At 67.0% G+C, this 15347-nt stretch carries 15 protein-coding genes; 11 read left to right on the top strand and 4 right to left on the bottom strand.

Annotation, left to right across the window (positions count from 1 at the left end; translation table 11 throughout):
• The first annotated feature begins 23 nt into the window (after positions 1–23).
• Positions 24–1202: an acetyl-CoA C-acetyltransferase gene (locus ACTG4X_RS14115; RefSeq protein ID WP_093052636.1), complete on the top strand. Its 1179-nt coding sequence runs from the start codon at positions 24–26 to the stop codon at positions 1200–1202.
• Positions 1203–1351: 149 nt separating this feature from the next.
• On the opposite strand, the gene ACTG4X_RS14120 is transcribed toward ACTG4X_RS14115, so the two are convergent.
• On the bottom strand, positions 1352–1990 hold the full coding sequence (locus ACTG4X_RS14120; RefSeq protein ID WP_093176502.1) for a glutathione S-transferase family protein: 639 nt from the start codon (positions 1988–1990) through the stop codon (positions 1352–1354).
• 28 nt (positions 1991–2018) lie between these two features.
• Between ACTG4X_RS14120 and yghU the strand changes: the two genes are divergently transcribed.
• Together yghU and ACTG4X_RS14130 are read left to right on the top strand one after the other, a co-directional pair.
• Positions 2019–2897, top strand: coding sequence for a glutathione-dependent disulfide-bond oxidoreductase (gene yghU, locus ACTG4X_RS14125; RefSeq protein ID WP_440534091.1), 879 nt, complete (start codon positions 2019–2021; stop codon positions 2895–2897).
• Between the two features lie 17 nt (positions 2898–2914).
• A complete protein-coding gene (locus ACTG4X_RS14130) occupies positions 2915–3505 on the top strand; it encodes an NADPH-dependent FMN reductase (protein WP_093080283.1) in 591 nt (196 codons plus the stop codon).
• 449 nt (positions 3506–3954) lie between these two features.
• On the opposite strand, the gene ACTG4X_RS14135 is transcribed toward ACTG4X_RS14130, so the two are convergent.
• Positions 3955–4866: a LysR family transcriptional regulator gene (locus ACTG4X_RS14135; RefSeq protein ID WP_440534092.1), complete on the bottom strand. Its 912-nt coding sequence runs from the start codon at positions 4864–4866 to the stop codon at positions 3955–3957.
• A 113-nt stretch (positions 4867–4979) separates the two neighbouring features.
• Between ACTG4X_RS14135 and ACTG4X_RS14140 the strand changes: the two genes are divergently transcribed.
• Genes ACTG4X_RS14140 through ACTG4X_RS14160 form a run of 5 tightly spaced genes read left to right on the top strand, consistent with a single transcriptional unit; the run spans position 4980 to position 9959 of the window.
• Positions 4980–5963 (top strand): tripartite tricarboxylate transporter substrate binding protein, encoded by a 984-nt coding sequence (locus ACTG4X_RS14140; RefSeq protein WP_440534093.1) that lies wholly within the window; start codon positions 4980–4982, stop codon positions 5961–5963.
• Positions 5964–5975: 12 nt separating this feature from the next.
• Positions 5976–6872: an FAS1-like dehydratase domain-containing protein gene (locus tag ACTG4X_RS14145; protein WP_440534094.1), complete on the top strand. Its 897-nt coding sequence runs from the start codon at positions 5976–5978 to the stop codon at positions 6870–6872.
• A gap of 15 nt (positions 6873–6887) precedes the next feature.
• Positions 6888–8069 (top strand): CaiB/BaiF CoA transferase family protein, encoded by a 1182-nt coding sequence (locus tag ACTG4X_RS14150; protein WP_307614439.1) that lies wholly within the window; start codon positions 6888–6890, stop codon positions 8067–8069.
• The gene (locus ACTG4X_RS14155; protein WP_440534095.1) at positions 8066–8920 is read left to right on the top strand and encodes an HpcH/HpaI aldolase/citrate lyase family protein; all 855 of its coding nucleotides are present in this window, start codon (positions 8066–8068) and stop codon (positions 8918–8920) included. The genes ACTG4X_RS14150 and ACTG4X_RS14155 overlap by 4 nt, the downstream gene beginning before the upstream one ends.
• A 31-nt stretch (positions 8921–8951) precedes the next feature.
• Positions 8952–9959 (top strand): tripartite tricarboxylate transporter substrate-binding protein, encoded by a 1008-nt coding sequence (locus ACTG4X_RS14160; RefSeq protein ID WP_440534096.1) that lies wholly within the window; start codon positions 8952–8954, stop codon positions 9957–9959.
• A 4-nt stretch (positions 9960–9963) separates the two neighbouring features.
• On the opposite strand, the gene ACTG4X_RS14165 is transcribed toward ACTG4X_RS14160, so the two are convergent.
• A complete protein-coding gene (locus tag ACTG4X_RS14165) occupies positions 9964–10485 on the bottom strand; it encodes a CinA family protein (protein ID WP_440534097.1) in 522 nt (173 codons plus the stop codon).
• Complete coding sequence (locus ACTG4X_RS14170) at positions 10482–11129, bottom strand: DJ-1/PfpI family protein (protein WP_093080302.1); 648 nt, start codon at positions 11127–11129, stop codon at positions 10482–10484. Before ACTG4X_RS14170 ends, ACTG4X_RS14165 begins: the two co-directional genes overlap by 4 nt.
• Before the next feature lie 204 nt (positions 11130–11333).
• Here ACTG4X_RS14170 and phbB point away from each other — a divergent pair, with 204 nt between their 5' ends.
• The 3 genes from phbB (at position 11334) to ybaL (ending at position 15332) form a co-directional block, all read left to right on the top strand.
• Positions 11334–12071, top strand: a complete 738-nt coding sequence (phbB, locus tag ACTG4X_RS14175) for an acetoacetyl-CoA reductase (protein ID WP_093052606.1) — start codon at positions 11334–11336, stop codon at positions 12069–12071.
• A gap of 126 nt (positions 12072–12197) precedes the next feature.
• Positions 12198–13541, top strand: coding sequence for a dicarboxylate/amino acid:cation symporter (locus ACTG4X_RS14180; protein ID WP_440534098.1), 1344 nt, complete (start codon positions 12198–12200; stop codon positions 13539–13541).
• Positions 13542–13622: 81 nt separating this feature from the next.
• Positions 13623–15332, top strand: coding sequence for a YbaL family putative K(+) efflux transporter (ybaL, locus tag ACTG4X_RS14185; RefSeq protein ID WP_440534099.1), 1710 nt, complete (start codon positions 13623–13625; stop codon positions 15330–15332).
• Positions 15333–15347 lie beyond the last annotated feature (15 nt).

The following is a 15347-nucleotide window of genomic DNA, read 5'->3' on the forward strand; positions in this document are numbered from 1 at the left end:
AAATCACTTCAACGGAGAACCTCATGGAAGACATCGTCATCGTTTCGGCAGCACGCACGGCGGTCGGCAAGTTCGGCGGCTCGCTCGCCGGCATCTCGGCCACGGAGCTGGGTGCGATCGTGATCAAGGAAGTGATTGCACGCGCCAACCTCACGGCCGAGCAGGTCGGCGAGGCCATCATGGGCCAGGTGCTCGCGGCCGGCGCGGGCCAGAACCCCGCGCGCCAGGCATGGCTCAAGAGCGGCGGCGCCAAGGAAACCCCGGCGCTCACCATCAACGCCGTGTGCGGCTCAGGCCTGAAGGCCGTGATGCTGGCGGCGCAGGCCGTGGCCACGGGCGACAGCGAAATCGTCATTGCCGGCGGCCAGGAAAACATGAGCGCCGCGCCGCATGTGCTGCCCAACTCGCGCAACGGCCAGCGCATGGGCGACTGGAAGCTGGTCGACACCATGATCGTGGACGGCCTGTGGGACGTCTACAACCAGTACCACATGGGCATCACCGCCGAGAACGTGGCCAAGAAGTTCGGCATCGACCGTGCCGCACAAGACGAACTGGCACTCGGCAGCCAGACCAAGGCCGCCGCCGCGCAGGATGCCGGCAAGTTCAAGGACGAAATCGTCGGCGTGAGCATTCCGCAGAAGAAGGGCGACCCCATCGTCTTCAACCAGGACGAGTTCATCAACCGCAAGACCAGCGCCGAAGGCCTGGCCGGCCTGCGCCCCGCCTTCGACAAGGCCGGCGGCGTGACGGCGGGCAATGCCTCGGGCCTGAACGACGGCGCAGCAGCCGTGATGGTGATGACGGCCAAGAAGGCCGCCGCCCTCGGCCTGAAGCCGCTGGGCCGCATCGCCAGCTACGCCACCGCCGGCCTCGACCCCGCCATCATGGGCATGGGCCCGGTGCCCGCATCGACCAAGGCGCTGCAACGCGCCGGCTGGAAGGCCGCCGACCTCGACCTGCTCGAGATCAATGAAGCCTTCGCAGCACAGGCCTGCGCCGTGAACCGCGAAATGGGCTGGGACGTGAACAAGGTGAACGTCAACGGCGGCGCCATCGCCATTGGCCACCCGATCGGCGCGTCGGGCTGCCGCATCCTGGTGACGCTGCTGCACGAAATGCAGCGCCAGAACGCCAAGAAGGGCATTGCCTCGCTGTGCATCGGCGGCGGCATGGGCGTTGCGCTGACCATCGAGCGCTGAGAAGGCGCGAATAAACCTGCTGCGCTCCCCGATCTCGCATCTGCGGTCCTCACCGTACCTGGGTACGGCTCCGGTCCTCGACGCGACCTCGGGGCACTCGCGACGGTTTCTTCACACCTTCTCTGCCGACGGGCCCCACGGCCCGTCGCTCAGCGTGACATCGACGGCCGCTGCGCCATCGCCGCGCGCCAGCGCAGCAACTCGGGGTGCTGTTCCCCGGGCTTGACCCGCACCACGCGGGCGAAGTCCACCGCCACCACGGCGGTGATGTCGGCAATGCTGAACTGGTCGGTGGCGATGAAGTCGCGACCGGCCAGCCGCTCGTTCAGGGTCTCGAAGAACTGATGCACGCGCGCCAGCCCGCGCTGCGCGAGCTCGGGAATCTGGGCGTAGTTCACCGGCCCGGGCAGCGCCCGGTCGGCCATGGCTGGCGAGCCGTTGCGCAGTGTTTCGGCAATGGCCAGCAGGCCTTCGAATTCGATGCGCCAGTTCCAGCTGGCGATCTCGGCTTTTTCCTGTGGCGTGCTGCCCATCAGCGGCGGCTGCGGGTAGCGGGCCTCCAGCCAGGCAGCGATGGCGGCGTTGTCGGTCAGCAGCAGACCGTCATCGTCATCGGTGCGTAGTGCCGGTACCGTGCATTGCGGATTGATCGCGCGGTAGGCATCGCCCATTTGCTCACCACGGGCGAGGTCTACCTGCACGGTCTCATGGGCAATGCCCTTCTCGGCAAGCAGGATGCGGGCGCGCCGCGGGCTGGGTGCGGTGGCGCAGTCGTAGAGAATGATCATCGTCCGTCCAACTCCTGGAACTCATCGCATGAATGGCACGACAGCCTACACGCCGCCCACCGTCTGGTCCTGGAACAAGGAAAGCGGCGGCCGCTTCGCGAACATCAATCGCCCGATCGCGGGTGCCACCCATGAGAAGGACTTGCCGGTGGGGAAGCATCCGCTGCAACTCTATTCGCTGGCCACGCCCAACGGCGTGAAGGTCACGGTGATGCTGGAAGAACTGCTGGCGCTGGGCCATACCGGCGCTGAATACGACGCCTGGCTGATCCGCATCAGCGATGGCGACCAGTTCGGCAGCGGCTTCGTGGCGGTGAACCCGAACTCCAAGATTCCCGCGCTGATGGACCGCAGTGGTGACACGCCCATTCGCGTGTTCGAGTCGGGTGCGATCCTGCAGTACCTGGCCGAGAAGTTTGGCGGCGTTTTCCTGCCGACGGAGCGCGCGGCCCGCGCCGAATGCCTGTCGTGGCTGTTCTGGCAGATGGGCAGCGCGCCATACCTCGGCGGCGGCTTCGGGCACTTCTATGCTTACGCGCCCACGAAGATCGAATACGCGATCGACCGCTTCGCCATGGAGACCAAGCGCCAGCTCGACGTGCTCGACCGCCGGCTGGCCGAGAGCCGCTACCTGGCGGGCAACGACTACACCATCGCCGACATGGCTGTCTGGCCCTGGTACGGCGCGCTCGCCAAGGGGCAGCTCTACGAATCGGGCGAGTTCCTGCAGGTGAGCGAGTACAAGAACGTGCTGCGCTGGGCCGATGAAATCGCGAAGCGTCCGGCGGTGCAGCGCGGCCGCATGGTCAATCGCGCCTGGGGCCAGCCGAGCAGCCAGCTGCACGAGCGCCACGACGCCAGCGACTTCGAGACCCGCACCCAGGACAAGCTCGAAACGCCAACCTGAGCGCAGGAGCAACAACGATGAGCGACAAGATCCTGGTCTTCTACGGCTCGTACCGCTCCGATCGCATGGGCGTGCGCCTGGCGGATTACATCGTCGCCGGGCTTCGCGCACGTGGCGACGATGCGGAGCTGATCGACGCGAAGGCTGTCGACCTGCCCATGCTCGACCGCATGTACAAGGAATACCCGAAGGGCACCGCGCCCGCGGCCATGGAAGCCCTGGCCGAAAAGATCCGCACGGCAGACGCCTTCGTCTTCGTCACCGGCGAATACAACTGGGGCCCGCAACCCGGCTTGAAGAACCTGACCGACCACTTCCTCGAAGAGTGGTTCTGGCGGCCCGCGGCCGTTGCCAGCTATTCGGCAGGGCGCTTCTCCGGCGTGCGCTCGGGCACGGTGTGGCATTCGATCCTGTCGGAGATGGGCATGGTCGTGGTGTCGAGCACCCTCGCGGTCGGGCCGATCTCGCAGACGCTGGATGCAGCAGGCAAGCCGACGGGGCCTGCGGGCGAATCGCTGGAGCGCTCGTTCGGCCGGTTCGCGGACGACCTGGCGTGGTGGACCGAGGCCGCGCGGGCGCAGCGGGCGCGCAAGGCGCCGCCGTACTGAGCTGCACGCTCGCGGCAGGTTGGGCGGCGCAGCTTGTTCACCGCTGTTTTTTTGGGCAAAGTGATTAATCCCTTTATAAAACAACAGCTTGCATGCCTTTTACAAGGCTCCGCATGAGTTACCCCCAAAGTTGTGCACAGAAAATGGGGACGACACCGGACTTTTCGCAATCGCGTGCAAGTTGCTGATTCAATGACGTTTTCTGCCCGCCGGAAATCGCGAAAAAGTTCTCTTCGCAGCTGCTTTCGGGCCCATGAGGGCTGTTTTGCCCGCCAAGGTTGTTCACCGCCCAAATTTTGAGCAAACTAAGGAATACCCTTGTAAAACAATGACTTAAATCTGTTTTACAAGGCTCCTCATGAGTTACCCCCAAAGTTGTCCACGGAAAATGGGGACTGGATCGACTTGTTCAGCAAACGCATGCAAGTCGATGTTTTTGGGCACCGCGCTCAGTTCTCTTCGGCCAGTTGCCCGGCGTAGTGCCGGCACAAGGTTTCGACCAGCGCCTGCGCATAAATCGGCAGTGCCGCCCGGTCTCGCACCAGCAGATACCGCTCCCGCACGCACCACGCATCGCTGAGGTCGATCAGCGCGAGTTGCATGCTTTCCTGGTTGCGCCGCGCAGCCGATTCCGGCACCACGCCGATGCCCACGCCGCTGCCGATCATCCGGCACATGGCGTCGAAGCTCCCGAGCTGGATGCGCAGCTTCTGCCGCTTGCCGAGGTTGTCGGTGATCTGCGCCAGGAAGGTCTGCAGCGTGCTGCTCTGCTGCATGCCGATGGCGTCTTCATCGAGCGTCTCGGCGAATGAAATCTTCCGGCGCTTGGCGAAGCGGTGCTTGCGCGAGGTGACGAGCACCAGCCGGTCGGTGCTGAAGTGGATGGCCTCCAGCCCCAGCGTGTCGACGCGGCCGGCGACGATGCCGATGTCGGCGCGGCCGTCGAGCACGCCGCGCGGGATCTGAGCATTCGGTTTTTCCTGAAGGTCGACATTGATGCGCGGGTTGTGCGCCAGGAAGCCCGGCAGGATCTCGGGCAGGAAGTCGGTCACCGCCGTGGTGTTGGCGAACACGCGCAGGTGGCCGCGCAGGCCGCCGCCGTATTCGAGCAAATCGGCGCGCAGTTGCTCCGTTTGATGCAGCACGAGGCGAGCGTGATGCAGGAAGGCTTCTCCCGGAGGCAGCAGCCGTACGCCGCGGGCCTCGCGCTGCAGCAACTGCAGGCCGGCCTGCGTTTCCAGCGCCTTGATGCGCGCGCTCGCGGCGGCCAGCGACAGGTGCTGGCGCTCGGCGGCCCGCGTGAGGTTGCCGAGTTCGGCCGTGGCCACGAACAGCCGCAGGTCGGTGAGGTCGAAAAGCATCGAGCGATGTTAGGCCCCAAGCCTTCGGAATTCCAGAAGGCTGGGTTCCGAAATCGCAGATTGCGCGCAGGGGGAGGGCGAACGACCATGCGGCCATGGAGACACAACACATCATGAGATTTCGCGCCTTCGCATTGCTGGCGTTCGCAGCCGCCGCCGCGGCATTGGTCCAGGCCGGCCCGGCACGCGCCGAGGCTTATCCCTCGCGCCCCGTCACGCTGGTGGTGCCGCAAGCCGCCGGCGGCACCAACGACATCGTCGGTCGCCTCGTGGGCCAGAAGCTCGGCGAAGTAATGAACAACGCCAGCGTGGTGGTCGACAACCGTCCCGGCGCTGGCGGCAACATCGGCACGCAGCTGGTGGCAAAGGGCCCGAAGGACGGGTACACGCTGCTCATGACCATCAGCAGCAGCCAGGCCATCAACCCGGCGCTGTACAAGAACCCGGGCTTCGACCCGGTGAAAGACTTCAAGCCCGTCGGCCTCGTCGGCGCGGTGCCCAATGTGCTGCTGGTCAACCCCACGTTCCCGGCGAAGAACTTCGCCGAGTTCCTGAAGCTCGCGCGGCAGAAGGGCGCCAACTACCAGTACGCCTCGGCCGGCAACGGCACGCTCAACCACCTGCTGGGCGAAATGCTCAACAGCATGGCGGGCATCTCGCTGCAGCACGTGCCGTACAAGGGTGTGGCGCCGGCGCTCAACGATGTGCTGGGTGGGCAATTGCCGATCGTGTTCGCGAGCCTGCCTTCGGCTCTTTCGCACATCAAGGCCGGCAAGCTGCGCGCGCTGGCCGTGAGCGGCGACAAGCGCTCGGCCGTGCTGCCCGACGTGCCCACTATCGCCGAGGCGGTGCCCGGCTACAACGGCACGCTGTGGATCGGCCTGTTTGCGCCCGCGGGCGTGCCGGCCGATGTGCTGGCGACATTGCAGGACGCCACGCGCAAGGCGCTGGCCTCGAAGGACCTGCGCGACAAGCTCGACCAGCAGGGCGTCGAAATTGCAGCGCCCACCACGCCCGATCAATTTTCGAAACTGCTGCAGGACGACCTCGCCAAGTGGGCGCGCATCGTCAAGGCCTCCGGTGCCGCAGTCGATTGAATGAAGCAAGACATGCCCAACGAAACTCCCACGACACCCTCCGTGATCGACAGCGAAGCACTGGCGAAGCTGCAAGCCTGGCAAGGCCGCAGCGAGACGCTGGCCGACGACATCACCGCCGCGCCCGTGCGCGCGCTCTCCGCCACGCTCGATCGCGACGATGCCCTGCCCGAAGCCGGCACGCGCCTGCCCGAGCTGTGGCATTGGCTCTACTTCCTGCCGCACCACCGCCAGTCCGAAATCGGCGAAGACGGCCATGCGAAGCGCGGCGGCTTCCTGCCGCCCGTGCCGTTGCCGCGCCGCATGTGGGCCGGGGGGCGGCTCAACTGGGAGCCCGGCAACCCGCTGCAGGTCGGCGACAGGATCGCGCGCACCTCGACCATCGCATCGGTCACGCACAAGGCGGGCCGCACCGGCGAACTGGTCTTCGTGCTCGTGCGCCACGAGGTGCGCAACGAGCGCGGCCTTGCGCTGACCGAGGAGCACGACATCGTCTACCGCGCCGCCGCGCAGCCAGGTGAAGCGGGCCCGCCACCCACGCCCGCGCCGAAGGACGCCGCCTTCAGCCGCGACATCGTGCCCGACGACGTGCTGCTCTTCCGCTATTCGGCGCTCACCTTCAACGGTCACCGCATCCACTACGACCGCCGCTACGTGACGCAGGTCGAGGGCTATCCGGGCCTGATCGTGCACGGCCCGCTGATAGCGACGCTGCTGGTCGACCTGCTGCGCCGCAACGTGCCGGGCGCGCAGCTCGCGCGCTTCGAGTTCCGCGCGGTGCGCCCGACCTTCGACATCGCGCCGTTCCGCGTGCACGGCAAGCCCGGTGCCGACGGAAAGACATTCAGCCTTTGGGGCGAAGACGCCGACGGCTGGCTCACGATGCAGGCCACGGCCGTGCTGGCCTGAGGGGAGAACCGACACATGACAAGACCCCTGGACGGCATCACCGTCATCTCGCTCGAGCACGCGATTGCCGCGCCGTTCTGCACCCGCCAGCTGGCCGACCTCGGCGCGCGCGTCATCAAGGTGGAGCGCCCCGAGGTGGGCGACTTCGCGCGGGCCTACGACGCCCGGGTGCACGGCGAGGCCTCGCACTTCGTGTGGGTGAACCGCTCGAAGGAAAGCCTCACGCTGGACCTGAAGCAACCCGCCGCGCTCGCCGTGCTGCAGGAGCTGGTGGCCGATGCCGACGTGCTGGTGCAGAACCTCGCGCCCGGCGCCGCCGCGCGCATGGGGCTCGGCGCGCAGGTGCTGCAGGCGAAGCACCCGCGGCTCATCGTCTGCGACATCTCGGGCTACGGCGAAGACGGGCCGTACCGCGACAAGAAGGCCTACGACCTGCTGATCCAGAGCGAGGCGGGCTTTCTGTCGGTCACGGGCACGCCGGACGATCCGTGCAAGTCGGGCAATTCCATCGCAGACATCGCGGCGGGCATGTATGCGTACACCGGCATCCTCGCGGCGCTGCTCCAGCGCGGCAAGACCGGCAAGGGCTCGCACATCGACGTGTCGATGCTCGAATCGCTCGCGGAGTGGATGGGCTACCCGATGTACTACGCCTACGAAGGCGCGCCGCCGCCGCCGCGCAGCGCCGCTTCGCACGCGACCATCTATCCCTACGGGCCGTTTCCCGCCGGCGATGGCGGCACCGTGATGCTGGGCCTGCAGAACGAGCGCGAGTGGCGCACCTTCTGCGAGAAGGTGCTGCTGCAGGCAGGGCTCGCAACCGATGCCCGCTTCGACAGCAACGCACGGCGCAATGAAAACCGCGAGGCCCTGCGCACGATCATCGTCGAGACCTTCGGCGCGCTGAGCACGGCACAGGTGCTGGAGCGGCTCGACACGGCGCAGATCGCCAACGCCCGCATGAACGACATGGCCGGCCTGTGGGCGCATCCGCAGTTGCAGGCGCGCGAGCGCTGGCGGCAGGTGGGTTCGCCGGCGGGCGAGATTCCGGCCTTGCTGCCGGCTGGTCGGCAGAGTGCGTTCGACTACCGCATGGACCCGATTCCGGCGGTCGGTGAGCACACCGAGGCGATCCTGCGCGGCCTCGGGCGCAGCGAGGCGGACATTGCGGCGCTGCGCGAGGCGAGGGCGGTGTGAGCGCGCTCGCCCTGGCACGCGCCTTTCTCTTCGTGCCTGCCGACCGGCCCGAGCGCCATGCGCGCGCGCTGACCACCGGGGCGGGCGGCGTGATCGTCGATCTGGAGGATGCGGTGGCGCCCGAACGCAAGGCGGCGGCGCGCGAGGCGCTCGCCGCCTCGTTCGCCGCGTTGCCCGTCGCCGACCGGCAACGCCTGCTGGTGCGCGTCAATGCCGCCGGCACACCGTGGCATGACGATGACTGCGCGCAAGTCGGCGCGCTGGTGGCACAGGGCCTGATTGCGGGCGTCGTGCTGCCCAAGGCGGAGCGAGCGGCCGACCTGTCCCGGTTGGCCGGGGCCGTCGGTCCACGGGGCGTGCTGGTGCCGCTGATCGAATCGGCCGCGGGCCTGGCGGCAGTCGATGAACTCGCGGCCGGCCCGCAGGTGCTGCGGCTCGCGTTCGGCAATCTCGATTTCCAGGCCGATATCGGCCTGGCCTGCGACGCGGACGAAGCCGAGCTGGTGCCAGTGCGACTCGCATTGCTGCTCGCCTCGCGCATCGCCAATCTGCCCGCGCCCATCGACGGCGTGACGCCCGACCGGCGCGACGCCCAGCGGCTGGCCGCCGACACCGCACGCGCCCGGCGCGGCGGCTTCGGTGCCAAGCTGTGCATTCACCCCGATCAGGTCGCGCCGGTGCATGCCGCGCTCGGCCCCAGCGCCGACGAACTGGCGTGGGCCCGTCGTGTGGTCGACGCCATTCGAGCATCGGGCGGCGGCGTGGTCAGCCTCGACGGGCGGATGGTCGACGCGCCCGTGGTGCGCCTGGCCGAACGCCTGCTGGCGCTCGAAGACCAGCCGGCGCCCTGACAGAACACCCATAACCATAGGAGACAAAGAAGTGACAGCAACAAAGACGACCTGGAAATTCAAGACCCTGCTCGCGGCCTCGGCCGGCGCCTGCCTGTTCGCCCTGCAATCGCCCGCCATCGCGCAAGCCGCGTGGCCCGACAAGCCCGTCACCATGGTCGTGCCGTACTCCGCCGGCGGCCCGACCGACGTGGTGGCGCGCATGCTGGCCATTCCCATGGGCAAGTCGCTGGGCCAGACCGTGATCGTCGAGAACACCGTGGGCGCGGGCGGCACCATCGCACCCACGCGGGTGGCCAGGGCGGCGCCCAACGGCTACACCATCCTCATCCACCACATGGGCATGGCCACCGCGCCCGCGCTCTACAAGAAGCTCAACTACGACCCGCTGAAAGACTTCGAGTACATCGGCCAGGTGCTCGACGTGCCGATGACGCTGCTGTCGCGCAAGGACTTCCCGGCCAACAACTACCAGGAACTGCTGGCCTACGTGAAGGCCAACAAGGACAAGGTCACGCTGGCCAATGCGGGCGTGGGCGCGGTGTCGCAGCTGTGCGGCCTGCTGTTCATGAACCAGATCGGCGTGCAGCTGACGACCGTGCCGTACAAGGGCGCCGGCCCGGCGCTCAACGATCTCATGGGCGGGCAGGTCGATCTGCTGTGCGACCAGACCACGCAGACCGCGCCGGTCATCAAGGACGGCAACCGCGTGAAGGTGTTCGGAGTGACCACGCCGCAGCGCCTGTCGAGCATGCCCAGCATCCCGACGCTGGACGAGCAGGGCCTCAAGGGCTTCGACGTGCGGGTGTGGCACGGCATGTATGCGCCCAAGGGCACGCCGCCCGCCGTGATCGAGAAGCTCAACGTCGCCCTGCGCGCCGCGCTGCAGGACGACATGGTCAAGCACCGGCTTGCCGAACTCAGCTCGGAAATCGTGCCGCTGGACAAGCAGACGCCGGAGAGCCTGCGCACGCACCTCGCGGCAGAGGTTGCGAAGTGGGGCAAGGTGATCCGCGCCGCGGGTGTCCAGGCGGATTGATTGTTCAGGCGGGCGGCGGCTCCGGCTGAGCCCGCAGCGTCTCGTCGAACAGAGCGAGCAGGTGCCGCGCGAACACGTCCATGTTCGCCGGCCGGTCGGTGTCGCCGGTCTCGATGGTGCGGCTTACCGTCACCGCGCCGACCACGGCGATGCACACGTGCCCCGGCGCATCGCCGTACGGGCTGCCTGACGGGCCGGCCGCGCCGCTTTCGGCGATGCCCCAGGTGGTGTGGTGGGTGTCGCGCATCCGGCCGGCGACGAGCAGGGCGTAGGGCTCGGTTTCGCCGCGCATGCCGGTCATGTCTTCCGCGGTCAGGCCCAGCAGCGCCCGGCCGGCGCGCCGCGAATAGACGACGGCGCCGCCGCGGAAGTAGGCCGATGCGCCCGGAATGGCGAGCAGCGCAGCCGACACGAGGCCGCCTGCGGAAGACTCGACGACCGAGACCGTCTGGCCCCGTGCGCGCAGCGTTTCGCCGATACGCGCGGCGAGCACCGACAGCGGTTCGGGAAGCGAGGGTGCGGTCATGGCGCCTGGAAACGGGAACCGGGCCGTTTCACGTACGCCGGCGCGCGCTCATGGCTCGCCGTGTCTCCGTAGATCGTGTCCGCGGGGTAGTACTCGGCCTGCAGCTGCACCCGGGCCGCGGCTTCCTCGCCCGCGGTGTGGGCGATGAAGGCCAGCATCAGGTCGGTACCGGCCGATACCCCGGCCGATGTCCAGACGTTGCCGTCACGCACGAAGCGCTGCTCGACCACCTTCACGTCGCCCAGCGCGCGCAGGCGGTCCAGCGATCCCCAGTGCGTGGTCGCGGTCTTGCCCGAGAGCAGCCCGGCCGCGTGCAGCACGAAAGCGCCGGTGCACACCGACATCAGCGTCTGGCAGCCCGGTGCCTGGTCGGCCAGGAAGCGCGTCATGGCGGGGTTGTCGACCTCGCGGCGCGTGCCCATGCCGCCGGGCACGAGCAGGCAGTCGAGAGGCGGGCAATCGGCAAAGGACACGTGCGGGTTGATGGACAGGCCCTTGGCGCAGACCACCGGTTCGCGCTTTTCGGCCACGATCAGGCAGTGCTCGGGACCGGCGGCCAGCTTGCTCCACATGGTGAGCATTTCCCAAGGGCCGACGAAGTCGAGTTCCTCGACGTCGGGGAAGACGATGATCCCGAAATTCATACTTTCGAACTCCTTGGGTGTTGCCGCTTGCACGGGCTTGCACAAGAACAGACAGTGCGAGGATAGAGGCTGGGCACGAAGGCCGCTCTTCGTGACAGCTGGTTGCAAGCTTGGCTCAGTGTTTTCCTCAGAGGACGCGGGCTTGAAACTCGCTAGAGTGAAGGCGGCCGTTCAGGCTTTTGCTACGTACACAAAGGAAATCTTATGAGCAAGAAAGTTGCATATGTCACCGGGGGCATGGGTGGCATCGGAACAGCCATCTGCCAGCGTCTGCACAAGGACGGGTTCACCGTGATCGCCGGTTGCGGCCCCACGCGCGACTACGCCAAGTGGCTGGCCGAACAGAAAGCCGAAGGCTTCGAGTTCCACGCGTCGGTCGGCAATGTCGGCGACTGGCAATCCACCGTCGAGGCCTTCTCTGCCGCCAAGGCAGCGCATGGCGCCATCGATGTGCTGGTCAACAACGCCGGCATCACGCGGGATCGCATGTTCCTGAAGATGACGCCCGAAGACTGGAGCGCAGTGATCGAGACCAACCTCAACAGCATGTTCAACGTCACCAAGCAGGTGGTGGGCGACATGGTCGAAAAGGGCTGGGGCCGCATCATCAACATCAGCTCGGTCAATGGCGCCAAGGGCCAGGCGGGCCAGACCAACTACTCGGCGGCCAAGGCCGGCATGCACGGCTTCACCATGGCGCTGGCGCAGGAGCTGGCCAACAAGGGCGTGACGGTCAACACCGTGAGCCCGGGCTACATCGGCACCGACATGGTCAAGGCCATCCGCCAGGAAGTGCTCGACAAGATCGTGGCCACCATCCCGGTCAAGCGCCTGGGCGAGCCGAGTGAAATCGCCTCGATCATCGCGTGGCTCGCCACCGACGAAGGCGGCTACAGCACCGGGGCCGACTTCTCGGTCAACGGCGGCCTGCACATGCATTAAGCATGCTGACCTGCACCTGATCGACAAAACCCGCTTCGGCGGGTTTTTTCATTTGATCGATGCGGGTTCCACGGATAGAAAGCCGCCAACACGCGTCCTACAGTGTCCAACCCTCCGGAGGCAAAAATGGAAAACACAACAAGCACACCCGCCAGAAAGCTCCCGCTCTACCGTTCGCTCTACGTGCAGGTGATCACCGCGGTGATCATCGGCGTGCTGCTCGGCCACTTCTATCCCGCGGCCGGCGAGGCGATGAAGCCGCTGGGCGACGGCTTCATCAAGCTGATCAAGATGATCATCGCGCCGATCATCTTCTGCACGGTGGTGGTGGGCATCGCCGGCATGGAAGACATGAAGAAGGTCGGCAAGACCGGCGGCCTGGCGCTGCTGTACTTCGAGGTCGTCAGCAGCATCGCGCTCGTCGTCGGGCTGGTGCTGGTCAACGTGCTCAAGCCCGGTGCGGGCATGAACGTCGACCCGGCCACTCTCGACACCAAGTCGATCGCCTCCTACACCGGCCCCGGCAAGATGACCGGCACGGTCGACTTCATCCTGAACATCATCCCCAACACGCTCGTCGACGCGTTCGCCAAAGGCGAGATCCTGCAGGTGCTGCTGATCGCGGTGCTGTTCGGCTTTGCGCTGCACCGCTTCGGCGGCCGCGGCACGCTGGTGTTCGACGTGATCGAGAAGGGCTCGCACGTGCTTTTCGGCATCGTCAACTACATCATGAAGCTGGCACCCATCGGTGCCTTCGGCGCGATGGCATTCACCATCGGCAAGTACGGCCTGGGCAGCCTGTTCTCGCTCGGCAAGCTGATGGGCACGTTCTACCTGACCTGCCTGCTGTTCATCTTCGTGGTGCTGGGGCTCATAGCAAGGTTCCACGGCTTCAGCATCTGGAAGTTCATCAAGTACATCAAGGAAGAACTGCTGATCGTGCTGGGCACCTCGTCGAGCGAGTCGGTGCTGCCGCGCATGATGGAGAAGATGGAGAACCTGGGCGCGAACAAGACCTGCGTGGGCCTCGTGATTCCCACGGGCTATTCGTTCAACCTCGACGGCACCTCGATCTACCTGACGATGGCGGCCGTGTTCATCGCCCAGGCGACCAACACGCCGATGACGCTCACGCAGGAGATCACGCTGCTGGCCGTGCTGCTGCTCACATCGAAGGGTGCGGCGGGCGTCACCGGCAGCGGCTTCATCGTGCTGGCGGCCACGCTGTCGGCGGTGGGCCACGTGCCGGTGGCGGGGCTCGCGCTCATCCTGGGCATCGACCGCTTCATGTCGGAGGCGCGCGCGCTCACCAACCTGATCGGCAATGGCGTCGCCACCATCGTGGTTGCCAAGTGGACCAACGAGCTTGACGAAACGCGGCTGCAGGCGGGGCTCAACAACGAGACTTGGGTAGAGGCGCAAGAGCCCGAAGTGCTCGATGCCGCCCGGACCAGCAAGATGGCCGGCTGATCGCTCGGCACGACAGCCGGGCCCCGGACAAGATGGCCGTGTGAAATAAAAGGGCAGACATCGTTCCTGCAAAATGGAGCGATGCCCCACAGCGTTTCCCTCATCAACACGATTGCCGCCGGCTTGGGGCTGGCGCTGGTGTTCGGATTCCTGGCAGCCAAGCTGCGGCTGCCCGCGCTGGTCGGCTACCTGTTGGCGGGCGTGATCATCGGCCCGTTCACACCGGGCTTCGTGGCCGACGCGGAAATCGCCGCCCAGCTTGCCGAAATCGGCGTCATGCTGCTGATGTTCGGCGTAGGCCTTCATTTTTCCCTCGACGACCTGCTGGCCGTACGCAAGATCGCACTGCCTGGCGCGATCGCGCAGATCGGCGTGGCCACGCTGCTCGGCGGTGGGCTGGCCCTGTGGTGGGGCTGGAGCCCCGGCGCGGCACTCGTGTTCGGGCTCGCGCTGTCGGTGGCCAGCACGGTCGTGCTGCTGCGCGCGCTCGAAAGCCTGGGCATCCTCGATTCATTTACGGGCCGCATCGCCGTCGGCTGGCTCGTGGTCGAAGACCTGGCGATGGTGCTGGTGCTCGTGCTGTTGCCGCCGCTGGCGGGCACGCTGGGCGGGCAGGGTGCGCAGCAGGCCGGGCCGGTCGATCCGCTGTGGCAGACGCTGGGCCTCACGCTGCTGCAGGTCGGCGGCTTCGTGGCGCTGATGCTGGTGGTGGGGCGGCGCGTCTTCCCGTGGATCCTCTGGCAGGTCACGCGGACCGGCTCGCGCGAGCTGTTCACGCTGTGCGTGGTGGCCGCTGCCGTGAGCATCGCTTTTGCCTCGGCGGCGTTGTTCGGCGTGTCGTTTGCGCTGGGCGCCTTCTTCGCCGGCATGGTGATGCGCGAGTCGCAGTTCGCCCACCGCGCCGCGCAAGAGTCGCTGCCGTTGCGCGACGCCTTCGCGGTGCTGTTCTTCGTGTCGGTCGGCATGCTGTTCGACCCCTCGGTGCTGATCGAGCGGCCGCTGCAGGTACTGGCGGTGGTGCTGGTCATCGTGCTGGGCAAGTCGCTTGCGGCCTGCGCGCTGGTGCTGGTGTTCCGCTACCCGCTGGGCACGGCGCTCACGGTGAGCGCCAGCCTGGCGCAGATCGGCGAGTTCTCGTTCATCCTGGCCGGGCTGGGCGTGTCGCTGGGCCTGCTGCCGGTGGAGGGCCAGAGCCTGGTGCTGGCGGGTGCGCTGATTTCCATTGCCACCAACCCGTTGTGGTTCAGCCTGATCGGGCCGATGCAGAAGTGGCTCCATGCCCGTTCGTCCTTCGCGCGCGGGCTCGAATCGCGCGACGACCCGCTGGCCGAACTGCCCATGACCACCGAGGCCAAGTACCTCTCGCGGCAAGTGGTGCTGGTGGGCTACGGCCGCGTCGGGCGCCGCATTGCGGCCGAACTCGACGCGCACGACATTCCCTACGTGGTGGCCGAGCAGAACCGCGAGCTTGTCGAAAAGCTGCGCGAGGCCGGCACGCCGGCCGTGTGGGGCGACGCGGCCGACCCGGCGGTGCTGATCCAGGCGCACATCGCGCGCGCCCGCGTGCTGGTGGTGGCCACGCCTGACGCCATGAACGTGCGCCAGATGATGGAGACGGCGCGCACGCTCAACCCCACCATCCAGACCGTGATCCGCAGCCACAACGAGCAGGAGGCCCGGCTGCTCACGCAGGAAACCTCTGCCACCGTGTTCCTCGGCGAGCACGAACTCGCCCAGGCCATGGCCCGTGATGTGGTCCAGCGCGCCGTGTCGATGGCCGTGCCGGCTTGAAGACGCCTGCTTTCC

The sequence above is a fragment of the Variovorax sp. YR566 genome (assembly GCF_051992195.1).
Classification (GTDB): Bacteria; Pseudomonadota; Gammaproteobacteria; order Burkholderiales; family Burkholderiaceae_C; genus Variovorax.